This is a genomic window from Lactobacillus sp. ESL0225 (genome assembly GCF_003692905.1).
Taxonomy (GTDB): Bacteria; Bacillota; Bacilli; order Lactobacillales; family Lactobacillaceae; genus Lactobacillus; species Lactobacillus bombicola.
This window is the reverse complement of the sequence record NZ_REHK01000003.1, coordinates 90,071-115,538: the sequence shown is the minus strand read 5'-3', so window position 1 is coordinate 115,538 and position 25,468 is coordinate 90,071. Positions and strand designations below refer to the sequence as shown.

Sequence of the window (25,468 nt, the reverse complement as noted above, 5' to 3'; positions counted from 1 at the left end):
AATTGCCTTTTGCATCATCGTTAATGCCTGCTGGCGAATTTGGGGGTCGGCTGAGCCCAAAGGAAAGCGGCGGTGACCAGAGAGCATTAAGTTATTAATGCGTGTCTTAGTAGCCCACATTAGGTCATGAAATTCCTGGCGTTGCTGGCGTGTCCAATCAAGCCGCGCCAATCGTTGATCACTTTCATCAATCGAAAATTCTAAAAAATTAAAACCTAAGTCATGTGTTAATTCAAACGTTTCCCGCCAGGATAGATTTTGTGGTAAAGCTTTTTCGTAAATTCCGAGTGCATTAGTTGTCATGATGCACATTCAACTCCTTTTTTAACTTGCTTAAATTAAAAAGGGTGTTAACGAATATCGCCGTTAACACCCTCCTTTTTTACTAAATTAACCCCAAATTTTATTAATTTCATCCTTAAATTTTTTGGCTTGTTCATGTGGATCGGCAGCTTCTCTAATATCACGTCCAGCAATAAATGTATAAACTGGTACTCCTGCAAATAGCTGTAGTACTTCTGGATGAACACCACCAGTAACTGAAACTTTAAAGCCCAGCTTGATTAAATTTTTAACATTAGCAACATCTTTTTCAGACCACTTTTGTCCTGCAAATTTAGCATCACGACTTTGGTGGTAGACAACTTGATGAATGCCATGATCAAGCCATTCTTGCATTCTATTTTCGTCTTCCCAACCTTCATATAACTCCACTTGGACTTCAATTTCTTTTTGTGCATTGCTCATAGTTGGTACTGTGGCCGCATTAATGCACGTCATCCAATCTGCACCAGCTTGCTTGCATGACTGACCACACTTAGTCCCAGCGTCAGCACACTTAACATCAGCTAATACAATTTTTTCAGGAGCCATTGCTCGCAAAGCAGAAACTGCACTTAAACCATCGCGATAAATTAAAATTGTACCAGTTTCAACGACATCAATTTCATCTTTTACTTGGCGTAAAACATTAATTGCTTGAGCAGTATTATCACAATCTAAAGCCACTTGTAATTTTGGTAAATCCATAATTACCTCCTAATTCTTCTTAAACTTAGTAGGAATAGCTGAAGCCTTTATTTTTTCTTCAACCTCAGCAGCAGAAATAACATTCTTGATACCAATTACTTCACCACCACGTTTTTTTACTTCATCAAACATATTAATGAAAGGAACTGAAGTAAATACCACATCATAGTTGCGAGCGATTCCCTTAGCTTCAGAAACAGACGTATGATCAGCCTGTGTAATTTGATACCCCAACTTTTCCAATGTTTTCTTGACAGTTCTCATTAACATCAAACTAGTACCTGAACCGTTGGCACATGCCGTTAAAATTTTCATACTATACCTTTCTTTCTAATCTTTTTTATTTAAATTTTGCCATGCGGAATAATCCTCAGTAATTAAGAAGTACCCTTCTGGATCGGCCCGATATTGCAATTGCGGAATAGCCAACAACAACAAAATAATCACAACTACACCTATCAAACCTAGATATTTCATAATAACTGTAAAGAATGGCCAAACCGTTGCCCAATCAAACATTCCAAGATAACCACCATATTTGGCCATACCAATCCAAGTTGCTATCAGTGCCGACCCAGCCACTTGAATCAAACCAGAAATAAAGGGCATAATCATGGCACACTTATAGCCCCCTCGATTATTTGAATATAAGCCAATTACAGCGTTATCAAAGAATAAAGGAATAAATCCTGCAATAACTAAGGTTGGCGAGTGGAACAACAATAATAAAATAATCATAGTAAATTGACCTAAAGCACCGAACATAAAGCCAATTGTTTGCGCATTCTGTGAACCAAAGCCCAAGGTTGCAGCCACATCAATTCCTGGAACTGCACCTGGCAACCAACGATCAGAAATTCCTGTAAAGGATTCCGTTAATTCATTAACAAAAGTCCTAACTCCCAACTGTAAAATTGCTAAGTAAACAGAAAATTGCAGGGCGGTCTGTAAAGTATAAAAAAGAAAACTTTGCCCTTTTTGCATAAAATGCGCCTTAATTAGATAATCAGGTCCTAAAACAACTAAAATTGCACCAATGAAGATTAACATTAAGATTGAAGTGGAAACCATATTATCGTTAAAAATAGACATAAAGCTCGGCAATTTGATATCTTCTAAGCGCTTACTTTTATTTTTATTAGTTTTGATTGAGTGTTTTTCAATTATTTCTGAAATTTTTGCAAAGAAATAAATACCAAACATTTGCTGATGCGCAACAGCAAATCCAGCACCTTCCGTCAACTCTTGCGTAATGCCAACAGTCAAATTAGAACCAACGGCCCAATATAAACCTAAAATCAGACTCATAATAGCTAAAATAGATAATCGATTTAAACTTGGAAAACAAAATAGAATTAACCAAAAAGCAGTTGCTGCTTGCTGGACTTGGACATTACCCGTGGTAAAGACCGCCCGTAATTTTGTATATTTTGAAAATTTAACCAACAAAATATTAATTACATATGCAAATAATAGCAATAACATAGTATCAGCAAACGAGCGCCCAAAGCGTTGCATAATTCCTGCATTAACCGCATTTTGTCCAAAATATGGATCAATTATCATCGCATTTAAATGAAAGCGTGCCTTTAAGCCAACTAGAATTGGCCTAAAAGTATTAACTAGTCCACCTGAACCAGCTACCAAAATAAAGTAACCGACAGTTGCTTTCAAAAAGCCTGACAAAACGTCATACCATTTTTTATGTTCTAAAATATAACCAATTAGAACAATAAAACCTATCATAAAGGCTGGCTGATTTAAAATATTAGTAGCAAAATAGCTCCAAACAGCCAATAAAGCATTCAAAATATTCTGCATTTTTATTTGCTCTTTTCTTTACTTGAATCATGTTTTTGAATAACTTTGCGATAATCTGCTAAATTTTTTACCTGACACAAATCTTCAATCATTCCTTCTTCCATTAGCAGATTAGATAGATTAGCAATATTTTTCATATGTGTTGCATTATCTTTTGCTGCTAACATAAAAAATAATTGTGCATCTTTTTCAGAATCATTATGATCGAAGGAAACTTTTTCGGGGAATATTGTTAACCCAATTCCGGTTCCTAGAACATCCAAACTGTCTGCTTGTGAATGTGGCATAGCAACTCCAGGTACGATAACAATATATGGACCATATTGTTTGATATCAGCAATTACCTGGTCAATATATTTATCGGTTACCAGATTATTCTTTTTCATTATTTCCCCGGAAATTCGAATCGCTTCTTGCCAGTCTTTAGGATGCTGTGAACTAATATTGATTAGATTATTTTCTAAAAAATAAGGTAGCATGATTTTCTCCTACCATTAATACAATTATAATAATTCAGGGAATGGCAAGTCAGGATCATTTTTGAATGCATCATGAAAGCCGCGATCATACATATATTCATATTTATCTTTATCTTGTGGGAAATTAAATTCACCGCCTACTTGCCAAATATAAGGTTTAAATCCGTATTGCAAACGATATCGCTTTCTCTCCCATAAAGCTAAAATATCTTTAGGATCACTATAAAAATTAGACCAAATATCATAGTGCATTGGAATAATAACTTGGGTATTCAACGCTTCAGCCATCCGTAAAACTTGTGAATCATCTAACTTATCTGTGATACCACGCGGATTTTCGCCATAAGCACATAAGGCAACATCAATTTTATTTTCATTACCATGTTTAACAAAAGTGTTAGAATAATGGGAGTCACCAGAATGGTATAAATTTCCACCTGATGTTTTAACTAAATAGTTAACCGCTACCTTATCCATTTCAATCGGCATGGTGCCCGCTAATTTTACATTAGGGTCATCCTCAGTAACTAATTCGGTACGATCAAAAGCTTCCAAAGCTTTTATTGTTGCTGCGCCAACTTTAACTTCATCTCCTGGCTTAACAACAGTAATTTTTTCTTTAGGAATACCCCAGTCAATCCATTCATCTGCTACCCCTTGTGGGCCGATAAATTTTGCATTGGGACAGTATTTATTAACACAAGCAGCAGTATAGATATCTAAATGATCATGGTGGGTATGTGTAACGCAAAGCGCATCTAAATCTTTAATTGCAAATGGGTCAATTACATAAGGTTTATTACGCATATTGGGTTGCATAGTCTCTGCACCAGTCATTCTCATCATTTGATGACCCTGACGCATTTTGCCATCACCATGTGTGTGTTTACCAGTACCATTCCACATGTCAATAGCAACATTGGTACCCTCATGTGTTTTTAGCCATGTTCCCATGCAGCCTAACCACCAAATTGCAAAAGATTTTTCTGGTACCTCTTTATTTGCAATTTGTTCGTTTAAGAAAGTTCCCCATTCAGGAAAATTATTTTCCGCAAATACAGCTGGTGTAACATCATTAATATTTTTAGGTTGAGCCATTTTGTTCCTCCTGTAAGACAATCTTGGTTTGTTTTCACGGTAAATTATATTGTTTATTGGTATCGCTTTCAATCGTATTTTATGATATTTATCTTTTTTTATGATATTTTTTCAAATAAAAGTCGTTAATATTGATATTTTTTCATATTTTATGATAAAAATAGAGCGATAAAAAATTTATTGAGGAAATCTGCTAATGAAAAATTCATATCAAGAAATAAAAAATAGACGAAAACAAATTATTAATTTGCTCAATCATCAAAAGACGCTTTCTCTTAATGCACTTAGCGATAAATTAAATGTTTCAATAATGACCATGCGCAGGGATTGTAGTTATCTTGCTAATCAAGGTAAAGTTATACAAGACAAAGGACTGATAACTTTAGTTAAGCCAGAAGAAATACCATTAACAGATTCAGTCAGTTATATCAAACAATGCCTTGGCAAAGAAGCTGCAGCCCATATTGAAAAACATAGTTGGATTTTTATTAATTCAAGCACAACTGCCTTTGAAGCAATTCCTTATTTACTTAAAAAAGATGTTAATATTTTGACTAACAACGGCTATGCTGGAAACTTAGATATTCGAAAAAGTAATAGTAAAATAATCTTAAGCGGTGGTAATATCAGCCGCAAACTGATTATGAGTGGTGAATGGGCCGTGGATGCCTTTTTGAAAATTTATGCGGATTGGGCAATAATTGGTTGTGCTGGAATAAGCTTAACTCGTGGTATTTCTACGCCATTTATGGAAGAAGCAAAGGTCAATAAAGCTATTATTAAGCAAGCTAAAAAGCTGATTGTTGTTGCAGATTATAGTAAATTTAATCAATTTTCTAATTTTACAATTGGACAGATATCAGATATTGATTTATTGATTACCGATACTTTTACACCTAAAAAAACAATAGAAAAATTTATTAAGGCAGGGGTGCAAGTAATTCAAGTTAAACTATAAAAAAACGAGCATAAAAAGTCTTACCTTTTTATGCTCGTTTTTCAATTTGATTATTAAATAGCTATTATTCACTTAAAAACGCTAATATTTCTTGAATAGCATCATTCTTTTGACTTGATGACATTTTATCATCTTTAATAATTTCAATTGCATGCTGAACAACCGAAAGTAATTGCTGATCATTCTCATCATCGCTGGCTAAATAAGCAATTTTAAAATATGATTCTAAACTTTTAGTATTATTATCTCTTAAAGAACCTTCAATTAATTTTTTGAAGATAAGTTTCATATTGCGATTATTTTTTCGCTTTTCACGAACTTTTTCAAAATACGGTAAAAATAACGCAACACAAACTGCAGCAATTTCAGCAATTGCAGTAACCCACTCTGACAGTGGTCCAATTTCCATAATCTCACCTCTATATTTATTATACTAGGAATAATAAAGCTGGTAAATTTTTTATTTTAGGTATTAGCTAAAATTTAATTGGAGGTCTTTCGTCCCAAGATTAGCAGAGTTCAGTAAAAAAAGGAAAGACTGAACTGACCATCTTTTCTTTTACTATACGGGGTAAAATTCACAAGCTATTTTAACGAACGTTTTTCAGCCTTATGCAGCCGTCATTTGGAGCTACTTCAGAATTATACACATTATATTAAGTTGGCAGTGGTATATTTTAAAATTTATAATACAATATTTTTAAAATATGTTATAATACTTTAAGAAAGATTACATAATTTTCAGAAAATGAGGAATATACATAAAATTTTAAAAATTTTTATGCGTAGGTTCTTCTGCAATTATGTTTAGCAACAGTGCTAGCATTCATGATGCTGACCACTAGTACTGCGTCAGCAGAGTCGACAGCATTGTCTTCGATTTCTAAGAATGATATAGCTCCGGTTGCTAATCAAGATAATCAATCATTAAGACAAATTGCTAAAAATAATAATCTTGAGTTATCAGTAGTTGAGCAACTTAATAATAATCTCGATCCTGATACACCAATCCCTAGTGGGACACCAATTTACTTACCACAAAATGTTGAAAATGCTGCTGATTATAGTGAAGGTACAGTTAACGACAATACCATTTTAGATTTTGGCAATGATCTTTTACGATCTTATGGTCGTAATCCTGTTGGTAACCCGTATGCTAATGTTCCAGCAAGTATAAAAAGTAAGTATTATGATAATTTAAGTAGTGCAAATAGATCGGCAAAAGTATGGATTGCTTATAATGAATCAACCTATAGTTATACAGCAGTCAATGGTCAGTACTATGGGCGTTTTCAATTAACTAAGTCTTACCTTAATGGAGATTATAGTAAAGTAAATCAAGAAAAAAATTGCAGATAGATATGTCAAAAATCGGTATGGTTCATGGAAAAAAGCCAAACAATTTTGACAAGCACATCAATGGTATTAGTGAGAAAAGCATATGAAAAAAATAGTTAAAGTCTTGGTTGTTTTAACGATAGTATCGATGGGACAACTGTTGGCTACCACAAGTAATACTACAGTCCAAGCTGCGCAAATAGAAAAACCTAAGCGTGTAACTAATAAAGCTTGGACTAAGAGGTTAGCTAAAGCAGGGTATGTTTTTGTATTACCTCATGCTGGTAAAGGTGCATTATATAAGAATACAACAGCCAAGGGTGGTAAATCATACAGCCGAAAGGTATTAAAGAAGCTTGTTAAGAATCATACACTATTTAAGGTCAGAAAGCTGACAATCATTAAAAACAGCATTTCCGTTGATTTAATTTCTAAGGATGGAAAATATAAAGGTTATACCAATTATGTGGATGGTATTTATAACAAAAACCTATTTAATACGGACTTACAACCACTAATTAATGCTGAACTAAGAGTAATGGTTGCTAAAGATAATAGTAAACCTACTTCAGCTTTATTAGAGCAAGCGCAAACATTAGCTAGCGAGTTAACTGGTAAGAATAAGCAAATAGCTGATACTTCAATTAAACAATTAAAACGTTATTTAAAGCATAGAGACATATCAGAAACACCGGTACTTCTAATTGGTAAGTATCCGGGGGCTTATTAGCGAATTACAAGAAGAGTGAGTAGATATTTTTACTCACTTTTTTGTTTGGTCGCATAGTAGAAACTTATTACTTTGAAGTATAAACTATAATTTAGTAAATATATTATTTCTTTTTTATTATGAGGTATAAAAAATGAAAAAAAGCAAAAAATTAATAGCTAGTTTAGCTGCAGTTGCTTTGGCCACCGTTCCAGTAATTACCACTAGTCTTAATCAAGCTCATGCAGCACAAACTACTGACCAAACGCAAAATAAAATTGCAACAGCCAGTACCTTAACATTAAACCACAATACCCGTATTTATAATAAAAAAGGTCAAAAATTGTACTCTTACCAGGGAAGTAATGGCTTACTTAAAAAAGGGGCGACAGTTAAGTATGCCGCTCAGGTCAAAGCAATCGATAATCCGGATATTAAACGGTACTCATTCCCTGACAATGAGTGGAACTGGTACTATCTACCATATAAGACAATTAGAGGGCAGGAATATTACAGCATTAGTCATGGTGGTTATGTGAAAGCAATAAATGTTGATAAGATTAATGGTAACGAACTTTATACCAATGAAGCGACAACTACTGCAACGCAATTGATTGGAAAAAGTGTAGTTCTTTATGATAGCCAAGGAAACAAAACTTCAAAACAATTAAACTTAGGACAGAAGGTTACCTTAGATAAACAAGCAAATATTTTTGATCTTACTGAAAAAGGTGACGGATACAATGGAGGCACTAATCTTTATCGGATAAAGGGGACTAATGATTTTATTAATAAATATAGTGTTAAAAAAATTAGACAGCCTTTACCTAGGTATACTAACTATACTGATGTATTGTTTGTTAATGATGGATATTTATATAACGCAAAGGGCGAAAAAGTAATAGAGAAAGATAATAGGCCAAACTATCATAAAGGAGGTAGTATTACAGTAACTTCTATGATTGATATTACTGATGAAACTACAGGTAAAGCTGTGCCATTTTATCGGGTGGCCGATCAATATTTAGATATTGGTCAAAAGAGGAGTAATGAATGCTACATAAAAATTTCTGATACAAAGATCATATTGGGCGGTAATAATTTAAAAGTAAATAACTAATTTAATCTAAGTTAAATAAAAAGCAGTTAAGAGTTATTCTTAACTGCTTTTTTTACTTGCTATTTTAATTACGATACCAGCAACTTTTTTGCCAATTATGATAATGCCTTTTCAAGTTCAAGTATCAACTTGTCCTTAATGCTTAAAGTAGTTTTTATTTTATTCACTAAATGTATAAACTAATTTTTATTGTATAATATTTGTATAGGTTAACTTTTTTATAAAAATAGTGTTTACTAACTGGCGGTATTCTAATGAATAATAATCATAAACTAACTTACATTGTGCTTGTATTAATTATATTACTAGGAAGTTATATCATATTACTAGGAAGTTATATCCCTTACCTTTTTTATTCAGGATCTTATATTCCTTATGAATTAGATTATCAAATTAATACAATGATTAAAAATCATGATACCAAACAAATGAGAGCGGTATCAAGTGATAAAAGAATCTATTCTTTTTTAGTTCACCTTAACAAGAAAGATTCTTGCAAAAACACTTCCGATTACCAAGGTGGAAGTAAAAATATTTATTGGTATGGTACAGAAATTAAAGGTAAAGCAATCGGGGTTGATATGAAAAAAGAAAATAGCATCTATTGGAAAGTAGATAAACTTTATTTTACAAAAAAGTAAATCATGTAAACATATGCTACATGCCAAAAACATAATTAAAACAATGCTTTTAGCTTATTTTATTTAGGATTGCTTTTAAATACTGCTTGGGTAAATACCGACAGTAGTAAAGAAATTTAGCTAAAATTCAGTAATATAGGTTAAGCAATTAACTAAAATTAGCAATAAAGACAATTTTAATATTATGTAAAGAGATTCGGAGTATACCCAATGAAAGATAAAAATAAATCTAAAAAAATTAAATACTTTATATTTATACATATTATTTGTACTATATTAATTGTTGCATTGCTAAATAAATTTGATGCTAAAATATTGATGTTAATTCATAGTATAAATATCTTTAGTGGGTTTTCAAATAGTATAATAAGTTTTACGTATTTTTTTGTAATTATTTTTATTTTTGAAATGGTTTATCAAAAGATTATTAAATATTTTTTTAGAGAATATAAATAAGTAACGTAAGTATCATTTTTAAAAAAATTTTGACCACCAAGATTTTTGGTGGTTTTTTCGTTTTTAAATTAAAAGTAACGAAAATTTTTTTAAGTTCATCAGCTACAATTGCTGTGCTTAATCCAATAGTTTTTAATCAAGTGTAATTCTTAGTCGAATAATTTCTTGATCTCTACTAAAGATCTACTCATGACATATTTATGCTATTTTTATGTTTTCTAACTTAATTCTGAGTAACGAACTAAATGGATATCTTTTTGGTATATTTGATTACGGACTTGTGCATCGCACAAAAAATCTACTTCTTGAGTACGTGGCAAGGTCAAACTAGATTGTTGCAGAATACTTTGATCCAAAAAGCCAGGATGACACACCATCATTGGCACATAATTCGGTGACGAATTGAAAGCAAATTTTACTGTGTTGTTAAATGTTTTATATGGATCATAGTTAGGTTTCATACTGTCCATATAGCTAATGATAGTTGTTTCTTTTTTAAATTTAACCGGATTCAAGTTTAAATCAAATGGTAATAACGGTAGATCATATTTATTGGCAACAATTTCTAATCCTTTTAGCAAATTTTCACTATATACTGCATGAGCTTCAAAGTAATCAGGTTTTTTGCCAACAATTTTTTTAAAAAATTTATATTGTGCTTCAATTTCAATAACGACTTCATCTAGATTAACTAAATCATGCTTAGATTGACGATATACTCTAGAAGGTTTAAAGTATCCATCCTCTGTTACAAGACTGGGAATTAATTTAGGATCAGTAAGTGGCCTACCTGCACAAATTACAGTATGCATCCCAATATCGAAATCAAAATCTTTTAGTAAATCTAAACCATGTAGTGTGTCTTTCATATTAACCATTACACCTACATTATTAATTACGCCATTCTTAATACTTTCATAGATACCATAGTTAACACCTTTAGAATAGCCAAGATCATCGGCTCTAATTATCAGATTATGCATCATTCTTTCTCCTTTTATTTTTTCTTTGGTTCAACACCAATAGCATAGGTTACAATTGCCGCAACTAACAATGCAATTACACCACTAATCACACCATTAATAAAATTAGTAGCAGAGCCACCAACATAACATGTTAGCGCCATAAAGTTAGCTACAGGAACAACTACATACCCTGACACGTGCATAATTGCTGCATAAATACCACCTGCAAAATCACCAATCATCATGCCAATAAACGGTCTGCGATATTTAATTCCTAAACCATATAACCCGGGCTCTGTAACTCCACCAATGATATTTGCAATAAAATAACTGAATGCCTGAGACTTTTCTTTCTTATCTTTTAAGCGTAAAGTAGCTCCTAAACTCATACCAGCAACTGCAAAACTTGTAGCAAGTGAACCTAAGATAATAAAGTTATCGTGTCCAGTTTGGGCAATAATTGTAATCATTGCACTGATCATTACTAAGTGCATCCCCGTCATTACTAATACTTCCCAAAACGCGCCAATTAATCCAACCCCCATAATAGCAGCTAATCCACCAAGCTGACCAAATGAGATTATTCCTTTAGAAACATATTCACCTAAGAATCCACCTAAAGGTCCCAATATACATAAAGAAAGTGGCAACATAATCGCTATCGTCAAAGTAGGTGCAAAAATTGTCCGTAGAGAAGCAGTTATATGCCTATTAAAAAAGCGTTCAATATATGACATAATCCAAACTGATAGCAAAATTGGCACAACTGTACTACCATAATCAGTTAAATGCATAGGTAAGCCGTAAACAGTAAATGGTTTACCTGCAGCAACTATTTTTACCAATCCCGGATCAAGCATGATTGCACCTAGAAAAATTCCCAAAATTGGTGAAGTATTAAATTGCTTTGCCGCTGTATAACCAATAGCTACAGGAAAGAAATAAAAACCTGCGTCACCAACAAAAGTAAATAGTTGATACAAGTCGCTGTGCACCGAAATCACATTTAGCATTGTGGGGCCTAAGACAGCTACAAGCATTTTAAACATTGATGCTGCAATCAACATTGGAATTAGCGGCGTTAAACTACCTGAAATCTTATTTAGAACAGTATTACCAACAGATTTCAAAGTCATCTTTTCATGCATTTTATTTGTTTGCTCAACGTTTTCGTTAATAGGTGCTGCTTCAGTCAAATTGCCAGTAGCTACAACTGCATCATAAACTTCATTAACTGTCTGACCTACAATAATCTGATACTGCCCACCTGAACGTGCTACACCAAGTACACCAACAATGTTTTTAATTTCAGTATCTTTGGGAATACTCATATCTTTTAGGTTAAAGCGTAATCTAGTCATACAATGAGTTACACTGACTACATTAGTTTTTCCTCCAACTTTTTGCACAATTTGTTGCGCCATATCTTGGTAATTTTTACTCATTTTTTACTCATTTTTTTCTCCTTCATTCTGACTTGTCTGTGAAATCATTCTCTGAACATAAATCATTAAATAAAAGACCTCATCATCGGTACTAACTGTATTTAATTGCTTATCAATTTGATTAACAATATCTATCGTACATTGGCAAACTTTGGGATAATTTTGCTTAAAACTAGTTCTAATTAGTTTGCTTGATCCATCATTAATTTGTTCATTGCTTTCAAGCCGCTTCAAATAATATCTTAAATGTGTCACAAACCTGTTATAAATAAAGTCATTGCAATCAATTTTTAAATCAAATTGTTTTTCAACTTCTTTAATTGCTAATTCAGCAATGGAGTTGAAGCTTGATTCGCTTAACTGTAATGTAGTCACTACTTGTGAATTAATAAAGTGCATAGCAATTGCAATTTTTTCTTCTAGCGGTAACTGAATATCTAACTTGTTTTTGATTAACTTTAAAGCTAGTTCCCCTATTTGATATTCCTTAGGGTAAAATGAACGAATGTCGTAAGAAAAAGGGTAGTTAACTTTAATATTATTTTTTGAACGCTTAATAGCAAAATTGATATGATCAGCTAAACTAAAAAGAATATTTTGATTCAGATCATGTTTAAGTACAGCTTGAGCTTTTTAATAATTTCCGCACTTACATCTAAAATATTTTCAGGAATTTCTTTCATCAACTTGAAATTGTATGTATCAATACGATAAAAAGTCATTCTTATTTTGCTCAGGTCGGTTAATTCATATGGAATTTTTGGAAAACCTATTCCTCTACCAAATGCTACCAATTCATCATGATTTTGATCTAAGCAAATTGCCACGTTATTATTAATTTTTTTAATAACTTGCATTAGCGTCCCCTAAATTACATAAATGTTATTGCCTAATTCTTCATCTTGTTCAGTTATTTGGTCACCAAATTCTTTAACAAAATCCCAATTTTGATGATTAGAATCTAGCTTAGTTAAAATAACCATCGTTGTTAAATCTGCTTTTTCTTTAGCTAAAATATCACGATCTAACCTAATAAGTGCTTGCCCCTGCTTAACTTTGTCACCTTGTCTAACCTTAGCCGTAAACCCTTGCCCTTTTAAATTGACCGTATCAATTCCAATATGAAGCAATATTTCATCACCATCAGCAGTAACTAATCCAACTGCATGCTTACTTTCAGGTAAGGAGACAACTTTTGCCTCTATCGGAGCATGAATAATTTCCTCATCTTTATTCAATTTAACTGCGAAACCATCACCCATTAGTTTTTGTGAAAAAACAGGATCAGGCACATCGCAAAGGTTGATTAAGGTCCCCGAAGCCGGTGCTGTTATTTTAAATTCTCGCTTTTTTTTCTTTAAAAATTTAAACAAAATTTTCCTCCAAAACAAAAAACTCTTTAAAACACTACTAATTAGGAAGCACACGAAGTACTTCATCTAATGGTAATGCCTCAAAGAGTAATAATCCATTTTTAATATTTTATATATATAATTATACCCAAAATATTATTTTATGCAAGCGCTATTATTAAAATAACCAATCTATATCAAAGATTATTTTCCAACTTCAGCTCTTGACTTATATACACCTTCAGCCGTATTAATTACCAATTCTTCTCCATCTTTAATAAAATCAGGAACTTGCACAACTAGACCAGTTTCCATAGTTGCTGGTTTACCTGTACCAGTGACTGTGGCACCCTTAATTCCAGGTTCTGTATGCACTACTTTCATTACTACTGTTGCTGGAAGTTCGACCCCTAGAAGGTTACTATCGTTAGCAAATTCAAGTTGCACTTGAATATTAGGAATTAAGTAAAGCTTGTCGTCACCCAATTTTTCACTAGTAACTTCATACTGTTCGTAAGTTTCTGAATCCATAAAGGTATAAGTATCCCCTTCATTATACAAAAACTGGGCATTTTTTTTAGTAATATCAATTAGTTCAACCTTTTCCGTCGGTCGCATTGTTTTATGAACTACTGCTCCACTTTCAATATTACGCAAATCCATTTGCATAACGGTATTTCCTTTACCTGGTTTGTGATGGTTAGCTTTTAAGACCCGTATCAACTTACCATCCTGATTAAAAACCATACCCTTTTTCAAATTAATTGCCTGTACCAATTTTTTACTCCTTAAATGCTTAATTAGAAATGACTAAAAATAACTAAGTCCTCGCTGGAGGCAATATAAGTTTTTTAATCAATCATAAATAAATCTTATTCATCTAATTAATTATAGCAAACTTGTCCTTCTCGCTACAAAAATAGTTAAATTATGGCAGACATTAACTACTTTACTTTTTACTATTTTTACTTCTTTAATATAATCAATTTTGCTTACTACCAATTTTTTGCTCAACAGCTTTTTGATAAATTGTTTTAGCCGTCATTAAATCTTGCGCAGCTATTCCTACTGTTTCAAAGAAAATTACTTCTTGATCATTTTCACGTCCTACAAGTTCGCCACTAATTACACGACCGATTTCGCCAGTAAGCTTGGCTTGCGAAATTAACCCCTTATTTAAAGGAATAATCAAGTCACCAGATTCAGCTAAAACTGCCGCTTGCGAATCAAAATAAATTTTATCAGCCCTAGTTACTAACTCCGCTGGAGTTTCCTCCATCTGTGGCTGATAAGAACCTACACCGCAAATAGTTGTGCCTGCTTTAATATAGCTAGCATCATAAACCGGTGTAGTTGAAGGCGTCACTGAAATAATAACATCAGCATCTTTAATTGCAGTATTAGCTGATTCAACCGCCATAATTTTAGTCTGATATTTAGCAAATTTTTGCTGCATTTCTTGTGCAAATCTTGTTGCTCTTGCAAAATCTAAATCACTAACTTGAACTAACGCTGGCTTGCAAATAAGCAACATTGCTTCTAACTGCGTAGCAGCTTGACCACCCGTCCCAATTAAGGCTCCCTTATGGCAATCTTTTTTAGCAAGGTATTTTAGAGCCACACCAGATGCAGCGCCCGTTCGTAATTGTGTCACATAATTACCATCCAAAATTGCATTAATTTCACCAGTTTGAGTATCAATATTTAATACTTGGGCATTTATCGATGATCTACCCTTATTAATATTTTCGGGAAACATGTTCAGAACTTTTACACAAGCAGCATTATATGCTTCACAAAAAGCTGGCATACATAAAAAACTATCTTTACCGTTGCTTTTAACAATTTGGGTTCTTAGGGGAACATCAACCTTGCCTGCAGAAAAATATTCAAAGGCATCCTGTACTGCACTGATACAATCTTTTATTGAATAACACATTTCAATATCATTTTTTGTCAAAATTAACATTATATTCTCCTTGATAATTAAACTTTATAAGCTAGATTTGTTTAAGATAAATTTGATCAATAATGTGACCAGCAGTTTTATGTAAAATCAAGCCTGCACGCTGTTTAGTCGGAGCTATATATTCGCGCAAATTAACCAAATTGACCATCTGCCATGTATCTTGTGCCAGTTGCAAAGCATCTTGCCGTGGACCGTTGGCCATTTTGTAATAAAAATTATCTGGATTATTTTTATTGAGTTCTAACACCCGAATAAACCTCTGCATAAACCATTTTTCAATTAATTCTTCTTGTGCATCAACATAAATCGAAAAGTCGAAAAAATCACTGGTTACAATTTGACCATTAGTTGGTAATTGCAAAGTATTAATACCTTCAATAATCAGAATATTAGGTCGTTTTACATGACCATACTTACCTGGAACAATATCACTTAACTCTTGCGAATACAATGGGTAAGCTATTTCCTTTTTTCCACCTAATACATCTTGCAGAAAATCACTAAGTAGGTTCATATCATAGCTTTCGGGAAAACCCTTGCGTTCAAACAAATTACGTCTTTTTAATTCGCGATTAGAGTAAATAAAGCCATCTGTCGTCATTAAGTGCACCTTTAAACTAGGATACGTTCGGCTTAAGAGTATCTGTAAAAGGCGAGCTATAGTGGATTTACCAACCGCAACTGATCCAGAAATACCAATAATAAACGGTGCAGCATCCACCTTTTGCAATAAAAATTCCCGTTGCTTTTGCTGTAAGGAACATTTTTCTTGATACATTAAATAAAGATATGAAACCAATGTACTATAAATTTCTTGAACATCAGTTAAATTGATAACGTCACCTAAAGATTTGATTTTTGTAAGTTCTTCCGGTGTGACTTGGACTTTGCTTTCAGGGGATAATGCCGCCCATTCGTCCCGCTTAAAACGTAAATAATTTTTCATTAATATGCTTCCCTAAATTTATTTTATTCTATTATAAAACAAAAACAGTACCCCATTCTAAAAGGCTAAAACATTAACTAAAACTGAATAGTCTTATAGAATAGTTTCTTTCCAAAATAAAAACTCGTATCGATATACGAGTTTTTATTTATAAATTGTAATACATCATAATATGTTTTACACCAGCTTCATCAAATACATCACCTTGTGCCTGATAGCCCAAAGAATCATAAAAAGGCTTAGCCTGCAGCTGGGCATGACAATATAATTGGCTTATCCCCTTTTGTCTTAAGTATTTATGTACTTGCGCCATCATTTCTGCACCAAGATGTTGCCCACGTAAATTACTATCAACAGCAACTCGACCTAGCATCCACTTATTATTTTCTACAAAAATACGACAAACCGCTAATGCCCTAGTTTGTTTTTGATTCAAAAGAAAAACATGAATTGCCTCTAGGTCCTGATCGTCAAGCTCGGGATCAATAATTTTTTGTTCACAAACAAATGTATCTGCGCGTAAGCGTTCAATACAGAACATTTCACGTCCAGACATATCAGCAATTTTTTTAAATGAAAAATCTTTCCTATCTATCATTTATGCTACCTACTTTTCAATATAAGTATGTTGATCAACATCGAGCAAGGGACTTTTTTCACCCGTATAAATAATATCAAGCTTATACATTGCCCGTGACGTTATTGTATAAACTAGTTGTGTTTCATCAAGCTTATGATAATTATCCTTTGAAGCATCCCACATAATTACGGCATCAAATTCTAAGCCTTTGGCCAGATAGGATGGAACGACTAACGTACCATCAACTAACCGCTGATTGGCTGTAGCAATCAAAACTGCTTTAGTTCCATTGGCTTTTAATTTTTGAGCAACAACTTGCGCACTAGCTAAATCTTTCGTAATAATTGCCGTAGTCAGTTTATCTATGTTATTTTGCTTAAGAATTTCGGTTAAGACATGGATAGCTTCACTATCTGACCTTTGCCACAGAGTAGGTTTTGGTCCTTGTCGATTAAACGATTCAATTTTCTCACCTTGACGCAAAACTTGCTTAGTAAAGTCCGTTAATTGTTTGGTTGATCGATATGACTTAGTCAACTGCACCACAGTGGTTTTTTTAGGATCAAATAAATTACTAATTTGTTTCAGCAAAGTGCTACTCTCATCTTTAGTAAAAATAGCCTGATTCAGATCACCCAACATGGTAAATTTGGCCCGTGGGAAGTTATATTTCAAATAACATAATTGGAAGGGAGTATAGTCTTGAATCTCATCAATAAAAGCATAGCGCATTTCATAGTCAACATGTCGTCCCGTTAACAAATCATATAAGTAAAGATATGCTGAAACATCATTCATATGGATATAATGCTTAGTAAAACTTTCTTTTACACTTATAATATGCTTAGACCAATCGGCTAAACTAATTCCCCACTTGGATAAATCAGTCATTTTAGGGACCGCCCGTAAGAAATTGAGATATTGTAAACGCATGTTAATAAAATTATTGCGCTTAATCTGCTGAAACACCTTATTTAAGGACTTAATTACAATTTTTCGGCTTAAGAATTTTTCTTCTTTTTCTTCTGATTCAAATTCTTGATCTGGATGATCGTATAATTGCATTAATTGTTCACGACTTAAATTTTGAATTTCTTCGGCCACCCAATTTTTCTTAGCTTCAGTATTAATCTTTCGATTAAGAAGCTTAATTAATTCTTCACGTGTTGCGTCAATTCGATTACTTAAATTATAATTTTCGTTGAATGAATAATAAATTTCGCCGATTTTTTCTTTATCAAAAAAAGGACGCTTTTGATTACGAAAATAGATATTTTTAAAAACGACCCCATGTTGATTAAGATATTTAGCATAATGAGTCATCAGCTTAAAAAAGTGCGCCGAATCTTTCAAACGACTAATTGCCGAATCAGCAACCTGATCTTCAAACTGGTCAAATAAATTCTCTACCTCCATGCCTGGTAAGCGTCTAGCCACAAATTGCCAATAGGTCATTTGAACCATATTTTGTTCACCCATTTCGGGTAATACATTTTTAATATAGTCATTGAACAACTGATTAGGGCTAAACATAATGACATCGCTACTTTTCAAATTACCACGATAACGATATAGCAAATAGGCAATTCTTTGTAAAATAGCTGATGTTTTACCTGAACCAGCTGCTCCTTGAACAAAAAGTAAATCCGCGCTAGTATTTCTGATAATTTTGTTTTGTTCGCGCTGAATTGTTGTAACAATTGATTTCATTTGCGTACTAGATTTTTCCCCTAGTACCTCTAAAAGCATCTGATCACCAATTGATTCATCGGTATCAAACATGTTGATAATCTTACCGTCTTCAATCATAAACTGGCGTTTTTTACTCATTTCAACTGTAATTTCACCTTCAGGTGACATGTAAGAAACCTGCCCCAACTTACCATCATAATAAATTGAAGAAATTGGTGCACGCCAGTCATAAATCAAAAAATGGTTGTCCTTATCTGCAAATGAACTCAACCCAATATAAATAGTCTCTAATTGTTGACCATTTTCTTTAAAATCTACGCGCGCAAAATAAGGTCGCTTCTCTAGCTTTTGCACAATTCCCAACTGTTTAGCCGCATGTTGCCAAGCATTTTCACGTTCATCAAGCAATTGCTGCTGCTGATGAATAGACAAGGCTGTTTCCATTGACGTAGAATAACCATCATAATCTAATTTTACATCATCATAAAAGTGAGAATTAAGTTCCTTAGCTTCTCCCGCAGCAGATTTTATTGATGAAGACAATTCAGACTTTTTGGCTCTAATCATTTTTAAAATTTGTTTGAGATGATTTTGTTCAAACTCTTTATCATCCATCGCATTTGTCATAAGGTCACCTATTTTCTCAAAACTTGCATATTATTTTAACATGAAATCGGATTAATATATAATTCTTTAGTTTATTTGTAAAAAATATGAAAAATCATGAAAGTTAATCTAATTATGTTTATAATTTGATTAATAGCATTGGCATTTTTTATTTAAAGTAAATTGGAGTTGAGTAATATGAAAAGTTTTAACTATTTTCTAGTCAAATTAACTTGTGCGCTCATGACTGTGATAATTTTGAGCAATTTTATTTTTGATGAAAGTTTATCAATTATTAAATGCAATAGCCAGGTTGTTTATGCGCGAAAGTCAAAGCAGACTAGTAAAAATAGTAAAACTAAAGCCGTTACCGGCAATCACTGGCGTTGGCAAAAGCCTAGAGCCAAAGTTTACATCGATTTAAATGATAATCCAGACATGATTTCTGCCACTAATGATGCAATTAGTGCATGGAATAGAACTAGAGTCTTTACATTCAGTAAAACTAAAAATAAGAAAAAGGCCGACATTACAATTAGTCAGGTATATCATCCCTACACTAACTATGCCGGTTTTACCACCTTTCAATATTATCTTAAAACTGGCTTTCTATATGAAGCAGCTGTTAACTTAAATATCTATTATTTACAAAACTTTTCTAATTACTATTATAATTATGATCGGATTGTCAATACAGTTGAGCACGAATTAGGTCATGCAATTGGTCTTAAACATAACAATATAAAAAAATCAGTGATGTATCCTACCCAGTCACTTTATCCCATCGAGCCAATTGATATTGCCAATGCCAAAAAACTCTATCATAAATAATTAAAAGTGCAAGGAAAGAATCATGAAAAGAATCTACATTATACGCCACGGTCAAACTTATATAAATCGTTATAATAAAATGCAAGGATGGTGTGATACACCGCTAACCAAAACAGGTGTTGCGACAGCCGAACATGCAGGTGAAATACTTAAAAATATCCCCTTTGATATTGCCTTATCTAGTGATTTAAAACGAGCTAATGATACCTGCGATTTTATTATTAAGCACAACATTAATCACGACGAAATTCAACATCTAGCAACACCCTTATTTCGTGAACAATTTTATGGCTATTTCGAAGGCATGGATACAGATATGGCTTGGCAAATGATTGGTGGACCACATGGCTATCAGAACCATTATGACATTTTTAAAAACGAATCGATTGACACCATCAAGGATTGGATTAAAGAAGCTGATCCCTTTCACGAAGCAGAAAATGCTAAAGAATATTGGTCAAGACTTGATCAGGGCCTTAAACTAATCCATCAACTTGATGGTGCAGAAAATATTTTGCTGGTTACCCATGGTTTTACAATTCGCAGTATTGCCGCACGCTTTGGGGATTATGATATTAGTGTCGGACCACGCAACGCATCAATCACCATCATGCATATGACTGATTCAAGTCAAAAAGTTATTTCATATAATAAAATGAAAATCTAAAAAGCCAGGGACATAATTGCCCTGGTTTTTTAGATTATTTGGCTATTTGCAAAAATAACTAGCCGCCAAAGTAAACTTTTTGTACTTCAGGATTAGTAAGTAGTTCCTGCCCCGTTCCAGACAACTGAATCGTGCCCGTAGCCAAAACATACCCGCGATCAGCAATCGCTAAAGCTTGCTTAGCATTTTGCTCGATCAATAAAATTGTCGTTCCTTTTTCATTTAATTCCTTAATAATTGCAAAAATTTTTTGAATAAACAAAGGGGATAACCCCATTGAAGGTTCATCTAGTAAGAGTAGCTTAGGCTTAACCATTAACGCGCGCCCAATTGCTAACATCTGCTGCTCGCCACCAGATAATGTTGCTGCATCTTGATTACGTCTTTTTTTCAAAATAGGAAACTTTTCAAAAATTTCAGCATAACTATGTTCAATTTCGGCGCGATTTTTTTGTAAGAAAGCACCTAGCTGTAAATTTTCCATTACGGTCAGGCCAGCAAAAATATGACGACCTTCCGCAACTTGTGAAATACCGGCTTGGACAATTTGGGGGGCTTTATTACGGTGAATTTCATTTCCTTGATAAATAATTTCCCCACTTTTGGGCTTTAACAAACCAGAAATAGTCTTAACTATTGTCGTTTTTCCTGCACCATTTGCCCCAATCAGGGTCACAATTTCACCTTGATTAATATTAAAGCTAACTCCTTTAACAGCTTGAATGACACCATAGTTTACAGATAAGTTTTGAACTTCTAACATTGCCATCTAATCAGCACCTTCTCCCAAATATGCCTTGATCACTTGAGGATTTGCTTTAATTTGCGCCGGCTCTCCAGATGCTAAAACTTTCCCTTGATCAAGCACATAAATTCTTTGCGCTAAATTCATTACCAATGACATATCATGTTCAATTAACAATACAGTAATTTTGAACTGCTCTTGGATATATTTAATCAAATCGGTTAAATCTGCTGTTTCTTCTGGATTCATTCCAGCTGCTGGCTCATCTAAAAAGAGAATTTGGGGATGTGTTGCTAGAGCGCGAACTATTTCTAGACGCCGTTGTATCCCATAAGGTAAATTTTTAGCTAACGTTTGTTCCTCAGCGGATAAGTCAAAAATTTTCAATAATTGATGCGCTTCACTTTTCATTTCTTGTTCGGTTCTGTAAAAACTAGGCAAGCGTAAAACAGCTGTCATGAACCCTTCTTTATACTTACTAGTCATCGCTGTTAAAACATTTTCCATTACTGATAAATTTTTAAATAGTCTAATATTTTGAAAAGTACGCGACAAGCCTAAATCAGCAATTTGCGTTGCATTTTTATGAGTCAAATCATATTTTTGCTTATTAGTTTGTAAATCTATAACGCCACTAGTTGCTGGAACCATGCCCGTCAATAAATTAAATAAGGTGGTCTTACCGGCACCATTAGGTCCAATTAGAGCAACCAATTCATGTTCATTCAGATAAAGCGATACATCATCAACAGCTGTTAATCCGCCAAATTTACGAACCACATGCTCAACTTGCAATAAGTGTTCCATGCCCTAGTCCCTCTCTTTCTTATTAGTCGGTATAATTTTTTTAAAAGAAAATTCCCAGTTACCTAAAAGTCCAGATGGCTTAAAGAGCATAATTAAAATAAGGGCAATAGCATAAATAACCATCCGAAGTGCACCAAAATTTTGTAAGACTGTATCCAAAATTCCTAAAACAATCGCGGCTAAAAATGTTCCCGTCATACTGCCTACACCACCTAGAACAACGATTACTAGAATTGAAATAGATTCCATAATACCAAAATTAGAAGGAGAAATTGTTTGAACGTATGCAGCTTGCATACTGCCAGCAATCGCTGCTGTAGCTCCACCTAGAATAAAGGCTTCCACTTTCCACTTTGTTGTATTAATTCCCATTGCTTCGGCAGCAAGTTCATCTTCACGTACCGCTTTAATTGCTCGACCATTTCGCGAACGAATAAAGTTTAATAAAACAATTGTTGTTAAACAAACCATGATATAAACGGTTGGCCATGAACTTAGTGGGGGAATATTGAACATCCCAGCTGAGCCACCGGTAATTTTTAAATTATTAATTATATTACGAATAATTTCCGCCACACCTAAAGTAGCGATTGCTAAATAATCACCTTTGAGTCGAATAAAAGTTGCTGTACCTACAATTAGGGCAATGATACTTGCTAGTACTATTCCCACGATAAGCGAGATAATAAAACCCAATTCACTGTCAAAATGTTGCGTAATAATTGCAGTAGTATAAGCACCAATTGCCATAAAGCCGGCGTGCCCCAGTGAAAATTGCCCACTAAAACCAATAATTAAGTTAAGTCCAGTCGCTAAGATAATATTAATACCAATCATTACCAGCATATTCTCAATAAAACTATCAATCACGCCAACCATAATTAAGATATTAATTAAGTAAAAACCGGCAATCATCATTATTAGCCATGACAATATATATTTCCAATTTGCTCTCATCTTGCCACCTAGACCTTTTCTTTAATATTTTTGCCAAAAATACCCGCTGGTAAAAAGAGCAAAATTACAATCAATACTAGGTACACAACTGCATCCTTATACGCAGACAGTCCAACTGATTGGAAAAGTGTTTCTAAAATTCCGATTAAAAAGCCACCGAAAGCTGCCCCTGGAACTGAACCTATCCCACCTAAAACAGCAGCTACAAAGGCTTTAATGCCCGGTGTCATTCCCATAAGCGGGTCAATTGAATTATAGTACATTCCAATTAAAATTCCGGCTGCGCCTGCTAATGCTGATCCTAATGCAAAAGTAAACGAAATTGTCTGGTTAACATTGATACCAACTAGTTCAGCTGCATCTGGATCAACCGAAACAGCCCGCATTGCGCGACCCATTTTAGTTTTTTTAATAATTAGTTGCAATAAAACCATTAAAATTAAAGCAATCCCTAAAATTAAAATCTGAATATTAGAGATTAAAATACCCCCAATACTGTAGTTAACCTGGGCAATTACTTGTGGAAAACTACGTGCGTTTGAACCCACCAAATATGACATTCCGTTTTCAAGTAAAAAGGAAACTCCAATAGCTGTAATCAAAACTGCTATACGCGGTGATTTACGTAATGGTCGATAAGCAAAATACTCAATCAATACCCCTGAAAGTGCACTAATTGCCATTGCTGCAAAAAGAGCAGTCATAAAATTGAAGTGCCAGATATTAATTACAAAATAGGCTGTAAATGCGCCAAGCATATAAATATCACCGTGAGCAAAATTAATTAATTTAATAATCCCGTAGACCATACTGTACCCTAAGGCCAACAAGGCATAGATTGATCCTAGTGATAGTGCATTGATAATTTGTTGAAGAAAAGTTTGCAAACTAATCACTCCTTTAACTTTGCTTTAATCTTACTTAACACTAAATGAATTACTTACTTTTCCATTAGTCATCTCTTCAATTGCAATTGGCATTTCTGGATCGTGTGTCTTATTAATTGTAATCTTGCCTGTAACGCCATTGAAATCTTTTATATTAGCTAATCCTTTAGTCAACTTAGTCGAATCATCAGCTTTTTGCTCTTCAATAGCCGTCTTAATCATATAAACCGCATCATAGGCTAAAGCTGAAAAAGCTGAAGTCCCCACCTTGTAACGCTGCTTAAAGGCAATCATAAATTTCACTGCGACTGGATTTTTTGCTGCTAAGCGGGTTGAAAACGGTGTAGTGTAATAGATATTAGTTGCATTTTGCGCACCAGCAATTTGCGCAAGCTTAGGGTCGACCATTCCATCTCCCCCAATAATTGGTACCTTAATCCCCATTTGCCGGGCTTGTTTAATGATTAAACCAACTTCAGTATAGTAGCCTGGCACATAAATAGCATCGATGCCTTTAGCCTTAAAAGAAGTTAACACTGCATTAAAGTCTTTATCGCCCGCTGAATAAGTTTGACTATCAACTATTTTCCCTTTATATGTTTCTTTAAAAGCTTTGGCTAAGCCAGTACCATAATCACTTGAATTATCTGCATAGATTGCTACTTTCTTCGCTTTTAATTTATTTGTCACAAACTTGGCAGCATTTTCACCTTGGATATTATTTTGAAAACAAGTCCGAAACACATAAGGCTGGACTTTACCATTTTTTTGTAGGGTAAAACTTGGATCAGTTGCAGATGGACTAATAAAAGGAACTGCCGCCTTAGTAATATTAGGAATTTGTGCTGTACCAGCATTAGTGGTTGCTGGGCCAACAATTGCTGCTACCTTATCTTTAGTAGCCAATTGAGTCCCTACAGAAGCAGACGTAGCAATTGAAGATTTATTATCGTGAATAATTAGCTTAATTTTTTTCTTATGCCCATTAACATTAATTCCGCCAGCTTTATTTATCTCAGAAGCAGCCAATTGAATACCCTGCTTTTCTGCAGTTCCATAACCAGCAGTTGCGCCGGACAGTTCCATATTGACACCAATTTTAATTGTCTCCTTGTCTTGGTGAGTTCCACTACTGTTATTGTTTTTGGCAATACTACAACCCGTTAGCATCATGGCTGCTAGCGTTATCAAACCCAGTATTCTTTTAATTTTTTTCATTTTTTCTCCTTTTTATTGACTGTTAGCCATCAAAAAACCTCATTCATTGAACTGAATGAGGCTTAATTAATTTGTTAGTTAAGCCCCATTCATAAAATGCAAACAAGGACTTAACAAACTTAAACTACACTAGTAATTTCTTTTGAATTAAG

Annotated in this window: 28 protein-coding genes and 3 pseudogenes; 8 read left to right on the top strand and 23 right to left on the bottom strand. The window is 33.7% G+C overall.

Annotated elements, in window-relative coordinates:
* From F5ESL0225_RS00855 to ulaG, 6 genes and pseudogenes are all read right to left on the bottom strand, one after another.
* Positions 1-303: pseudogene (locus tag F5ESL0225_RS00855) on the bottom strand (xylulose 5-phosphate 3-epimerase); the annotation flags it as partial.
* An 87-nt stretch (positions 304-390) separates the two neighbouring features.
* A complete protein-coding gene (locus F5ESL0225_RS00850; RefSeq protein WP_090093891.1) occupies positions 391-1,029 on the bottom strand; it encodes a 3-dehydro-L-gulonate-6-phosphate decarboxylase in 639 nt (212 codons plus the stop codon).
* Between the two features lie 9 nt (positions 1,030-1,038).
* On the bottom strand, positions 1,039-1,344 hold the full coding sequence (locus F5ESL0225_RS00845; protein WP_090093892.1) for a PTS sugar transporter subunit IIB: 306 nt from the start codon (positions 1,342-1,344) through the stop codon (positions 1,039-1,041).
* Positions 1,345-1,359: 15 nt separating this feature from the next.
* On the bottom strand, positions 1,360-2,850 hold the full coding sequence (locus tag F5ESL0225_RS00840; RefSeq protein ID WP_122021226.1) for a PTS ascorbate transporter subunit IIC: 1,491 nt from the start codon (positions 2,848-2,850) through the stop codon (positions 1,360-1,362).
* A gap of 2 nt (positions 2,851-2,852) precedes the next feature.
* A complete protein-coding gene (locus F5ESL0225_RS00835) occupies positions 2,853-3,329 on the bottom strand; it encodes a PTS sugar transporter subunit IIA (RefSeq protein WP_122021225.1) in 477 nt (158 codons plus the stop codon).
* 24 nt (positions 3,330-3,353) lie between these two features.
* Complete coding sequence (gene ulaG / locus F5ESL0225_RS00830) at positions 3,354-4,427, bottom strand: L-ascorbate 6-phosphate lactonase (protein WP_118895739.1); 1,074 nt, start codon at positions 4,425-4,427, stop codon at positions 3,354-3,356.
* 196 nt (positions 4,428-4,623) lie between these two features.
* Between ulaG and F5ESL0225_RS00825 the strand changes: the two genes are divergently transcribed.
* Positions 4,624-5,385, top strand: a complete 762-nt coding sequence (locus tag F5ESL0225_RS00825; protein WP_122021223.1) for a DeoR/GlpR family DNA-binding transcription regulator — start codon at positions 4,624-4,626, stop codon at positions 5,383-5,385.
* A 64-nt stretch (positions 5,386-5,449) separates the two neighbouring features.
* Here the strand turns inward: F5ESL0225_RS00825 and F5ESL0225_RS00820 are convergent, their stop codons facing one another.
* Positions 5,450-5,794, bottom strand: a complete 345-nt coding sequence (locus tag F5ESL0225_RS00820) for a hypothetical protein (protein ID WP_122021222.1) — start codon at positions 5,792-5,794, stop codon at positions 5,450-5,452.
* Positions 5,795-6,216: 422 nt separating this feature from the next.
* Here F5ESL0225_RS00820 and F5ESL0225_RS00815 point away from each other — a divergent pair.
* The 5 genes and pseudogenes from F5ESL0225_RS00815 (at position 6,217) to F5ESL0225_RS00795 (ending at position 9,649) form a co-directional block, all read left to right on the top strand.
* Positions 6,217-6,793: pseudogene (locus tag F5ESL0225_RS00815) on the top strand (hypothetical protein).
* A 33-nt stretch (positions 6,794-6,826) separates the two neighbouring features.
* On the top strand, positions 6,827-7,453 hold the full coding sequence (locus F5ESL0225_RS00810; protein WP_122047676.1) for a hypothetical protein: 627 nt from the start codon (positions 6,827-6,829) through the stop codon (positions 7,451-7,453).
* A gap of 133 nt (positions 7,454-7,586) precedes the next feature.
* Positions 7,587-8,552, top strand: coding sequence for an SLAP domain-containing protein (locus tag F5ESL0225_RS00805; RefSeq protein ID WP_122047675.1), 966 nt, complete (start codon positions 7,587-7,589; stop codon positions 8,550-8,552).
* Positions 8,553-8,806: 254 nt separating this feature from the next.
* A complete protein-coding gene (locus F5ESL0225_RS00800) occupies positions 8,807-9,193 on the top strand; it encodes a hypothetical protein (protein ID WP_122047674.1) in 387 nt (128 codons plus the stop codon).
* A gap of 210 nt (positions 9,194-9,403) precedes the next feature.
* Positions 9,404-9,649, top strand: a complete 246-nt coding sequence (locus F5ESL0225_RS00795) for a hypothetical protein (protein WP_122047673.1) — start codon at positions 9,404-9,406, stop codon at positions 9,647-9,649.
* Positions 9,650-9,867: 218 nt separating this feature from the next.
* Here F5ESL0225_RS00795 and F5ESL0225_RS00790 read toward each other — a convergent pair whose 3' ends face one another.
* From F5ESL0225_RS00790 to helD, 11 genes and pseudogenes are all read right to left on the bottom strand, one after another.
* Entirely contained in the window at positions 9,868-10,635 is a 768-nt protein-coding gene (locus F5ESL0225_RS00790) for a ChbG/HpnK family deacetylase (RefSeq protein ID WP_122047672.1), read from the bottom strand.
* 11 nt (positions 10,636-10,646) lie between these two features.
* Positions 10,647-12,059 (bottom strand): PTS transporter subunit EIIC, encoded by a 1,413-nt coding sequence (locus tag F5ESL0225_RS00785; RefSeq protein ID WP_122047671.1) that lies wholly within the window; start codon positions 12,057-12,059, stop codon positions 10,647-10,649.
* 3 nt (positions 12,060-12,062) lie between these two features.
* Complete coding sequence (locus tag F5ESL0225_RS00780; protein ID WP_122047678.1) at positions 12,063-12,458, bottom strand: PRD domain-containing protein; 396 nt, start codon at positions 12,456-12,458, stop codon at positions 12,063-12,065.
* Between the two features lie 45 nt (positions 12,459-12,503).
* Positions 12,504-12,629, bottom strand: a pseudogene (locus F5ESL0225_RS08535) (PRD domain-containing protein); the annotation flags it as partial.
* Between the two features lie 32 nt (positions 12,630-12,661).
* Positions 12,662-12,916, bottom strand: coding sequence for a CAT RNA binding domain-containing protein (locus F5ESL0225_RS00775; RefSeq protein ID WP_122047670.1), 255 nt, complete (start codon positions 12,914-12,916; stop codon positions 12,662-12,664).
* 9 nt (positions 12,917-12,925) lie between these two features.
* A complete protein-coding gene (locus F5ESL0225_RS00770; RefSeq protein ID WP_158592372.1) occupies positions 12,926-13,432 on the bottom strand; it encodes a PTS glucose transporter subunit IIA in 507 nt (168 codons plus the stop codon).
* A gap of 183 nt (positions 13,433-13,615) precedes the next feature.
* Complete coding sequence (gene efp, locus F5ESL0225_RS00765) at positions 13,616-14,188, bottom strand: elongation factor P (protein ID WP_122024369.1); 573 nt, start codon at positions 14,186-14,188, stop codon at positions 13,616-13,618.
* A 205-nt stretch (positions 14,189-14,393) separates the two neighbouring features.
* Positions 14,394-15,380: an ornithine cyclodeaminase family protein gene (locus tag F5ESL0225_RS00760; RefSeq protein ID WP_122047668.1), complete on the bottom strand. Its 987-nt coding sequence runs from the start codon at positions 15,378-15,380 to the stop codon at positions 14,394-14,396.
* 31 nt (positions 15,381-15,411) lie between these two features.
* Positions 15,412-16,326, bottom strand: coding sequence for a type I pantothenate kinase (gene coaA, locus F5ESL0225_RS00755; RefSeq protein WP_122047667.1), 915 nt, complete (start codon positions 16,324-16,326; stop codon positions 15,412-15,414).
* A gap of 148 nt (positions 16,327-16,474) precedes the next feature.
* Complete coding sequence (locus F5ESL0225_RS00750; protein ID WP_122021197.1) at positions 16,475-16,924, bottom strand: GNAT family N-acetyltransferase; 450 nt, start codon at positions 16,922-16,924, stop codon at positions 16,475-16,477.
* Between the two features lie 9 nt (positions 16,925-16,933).
* Positions 16,934-19,225, bottom strand: a complete 2,292-nt coding sequence (gene helD / locus F5ESL0225_RS00745) for an RNA polymerase recycling motor HelD (protein WP_122047666.1) — start codon at positions 19,223-19,225, stop codon at positions 16,934-16,936.
* 177 nt (positions 19,226-19,402) lie between these two features.
* Between helD and F5ESL0225_RS00740 the strand changes: the two genes are divergently transcribed.
* Positions 19,403-20,035 (top strand): matrixin family metalloprotease, encoded by a 633-nt coding sequence (locus tag F5ESL0225_RS00740; protein ID WP_122024365.1) that lies wholly within the window; start codon positions 19,403-19,405, stop codon positions 20,033-20,035.
* 22 nt (positions 20,036-20,057) lie between these two features.
* A complete protein-coding gene (locus F5ESL0225_RS00735; protein WP_122021194.1) occupies positions 20,058-20,702 on the top strand; it encodes a histidine phosphatase family protein in 645 nt (214 codons plus the stop codon).
* Positions 20,703-20,760: 58 nt separating this feature from the next.
* Here F5ESL0225_RS00735 and F5ESL0225_RS00730 read toward each other — a convergent pair whose 3' ends face one another.
* Genes F5ESL0225_RS00730 through F5ESL0225_RS00710 form a run of 5 tightly spaced genes read right to left on the bottom strand, consistent with a single transcriptional unit; the run spans position 20,761 to position 25,316 of the window.
* The gene (locus F5ESL0225_RS00730; RefSeq protein ID WP_122047665.1) at positions 20,761-21,471 is read right to left on the bottom strand and encodes an ABC transporter ATP-binding protein; all 711 of its coding nucleotides are present in this window, start codon (positions 21,469-21,471) and stop codon (positions 20,761-20,763) included.
* Positions 21,472-22,254 carry an ABC transporter ATP-binding protein gene (locus F5ESL0225_RS00725; RefSeq protein WP_122024363.1) on the bottom strand — a complete coding sequence of 261 codons (783 nt, stop codon included), beginning with the start codon at positions 22,252-22,254 and terminating at the stop codon, positions 21,472-21,474.
* A gap of 3 nt (positions 22,255-22,257) precedes the next feature.
* Positions 22,258-23,211, bottom strand: coding sequence for a branched-chain amino acid ABC transporter permease (locus F5ESL0225_RS00720; RefSeq protein WP_122021191.1), 954 nt, complete (start codon positions 23,209-23,211; stop codon positions 22,258-22,260).
* Between the two features lie 8 nt (positions 23,212-23,219).
* Entirely contained in the window at positions 23,220-24,098 is an 879-nt protein-coding gene (locus F5ESL0225_RS00715; RefSeq protein WP_122047664.1) for a branched-chain amino acid ABC transporter permease, read from the bottom strand.
* A gap of 30 nt (positions 24,099-24,128) precedes the next feature.
* Positions 24,129-25,316, bottom strand: coding sequence for an ABC transporter substrate-binding protein (locus F5ESL0225_RS00710; RefSeq protein ID WP_122021189.1), 1,188 nt, complete (start codon positions 25,314-25,316; stop codon positions 24,129-24,131).
* Positions 25,317-25,468: the final 152 nt, after the last annotated feature.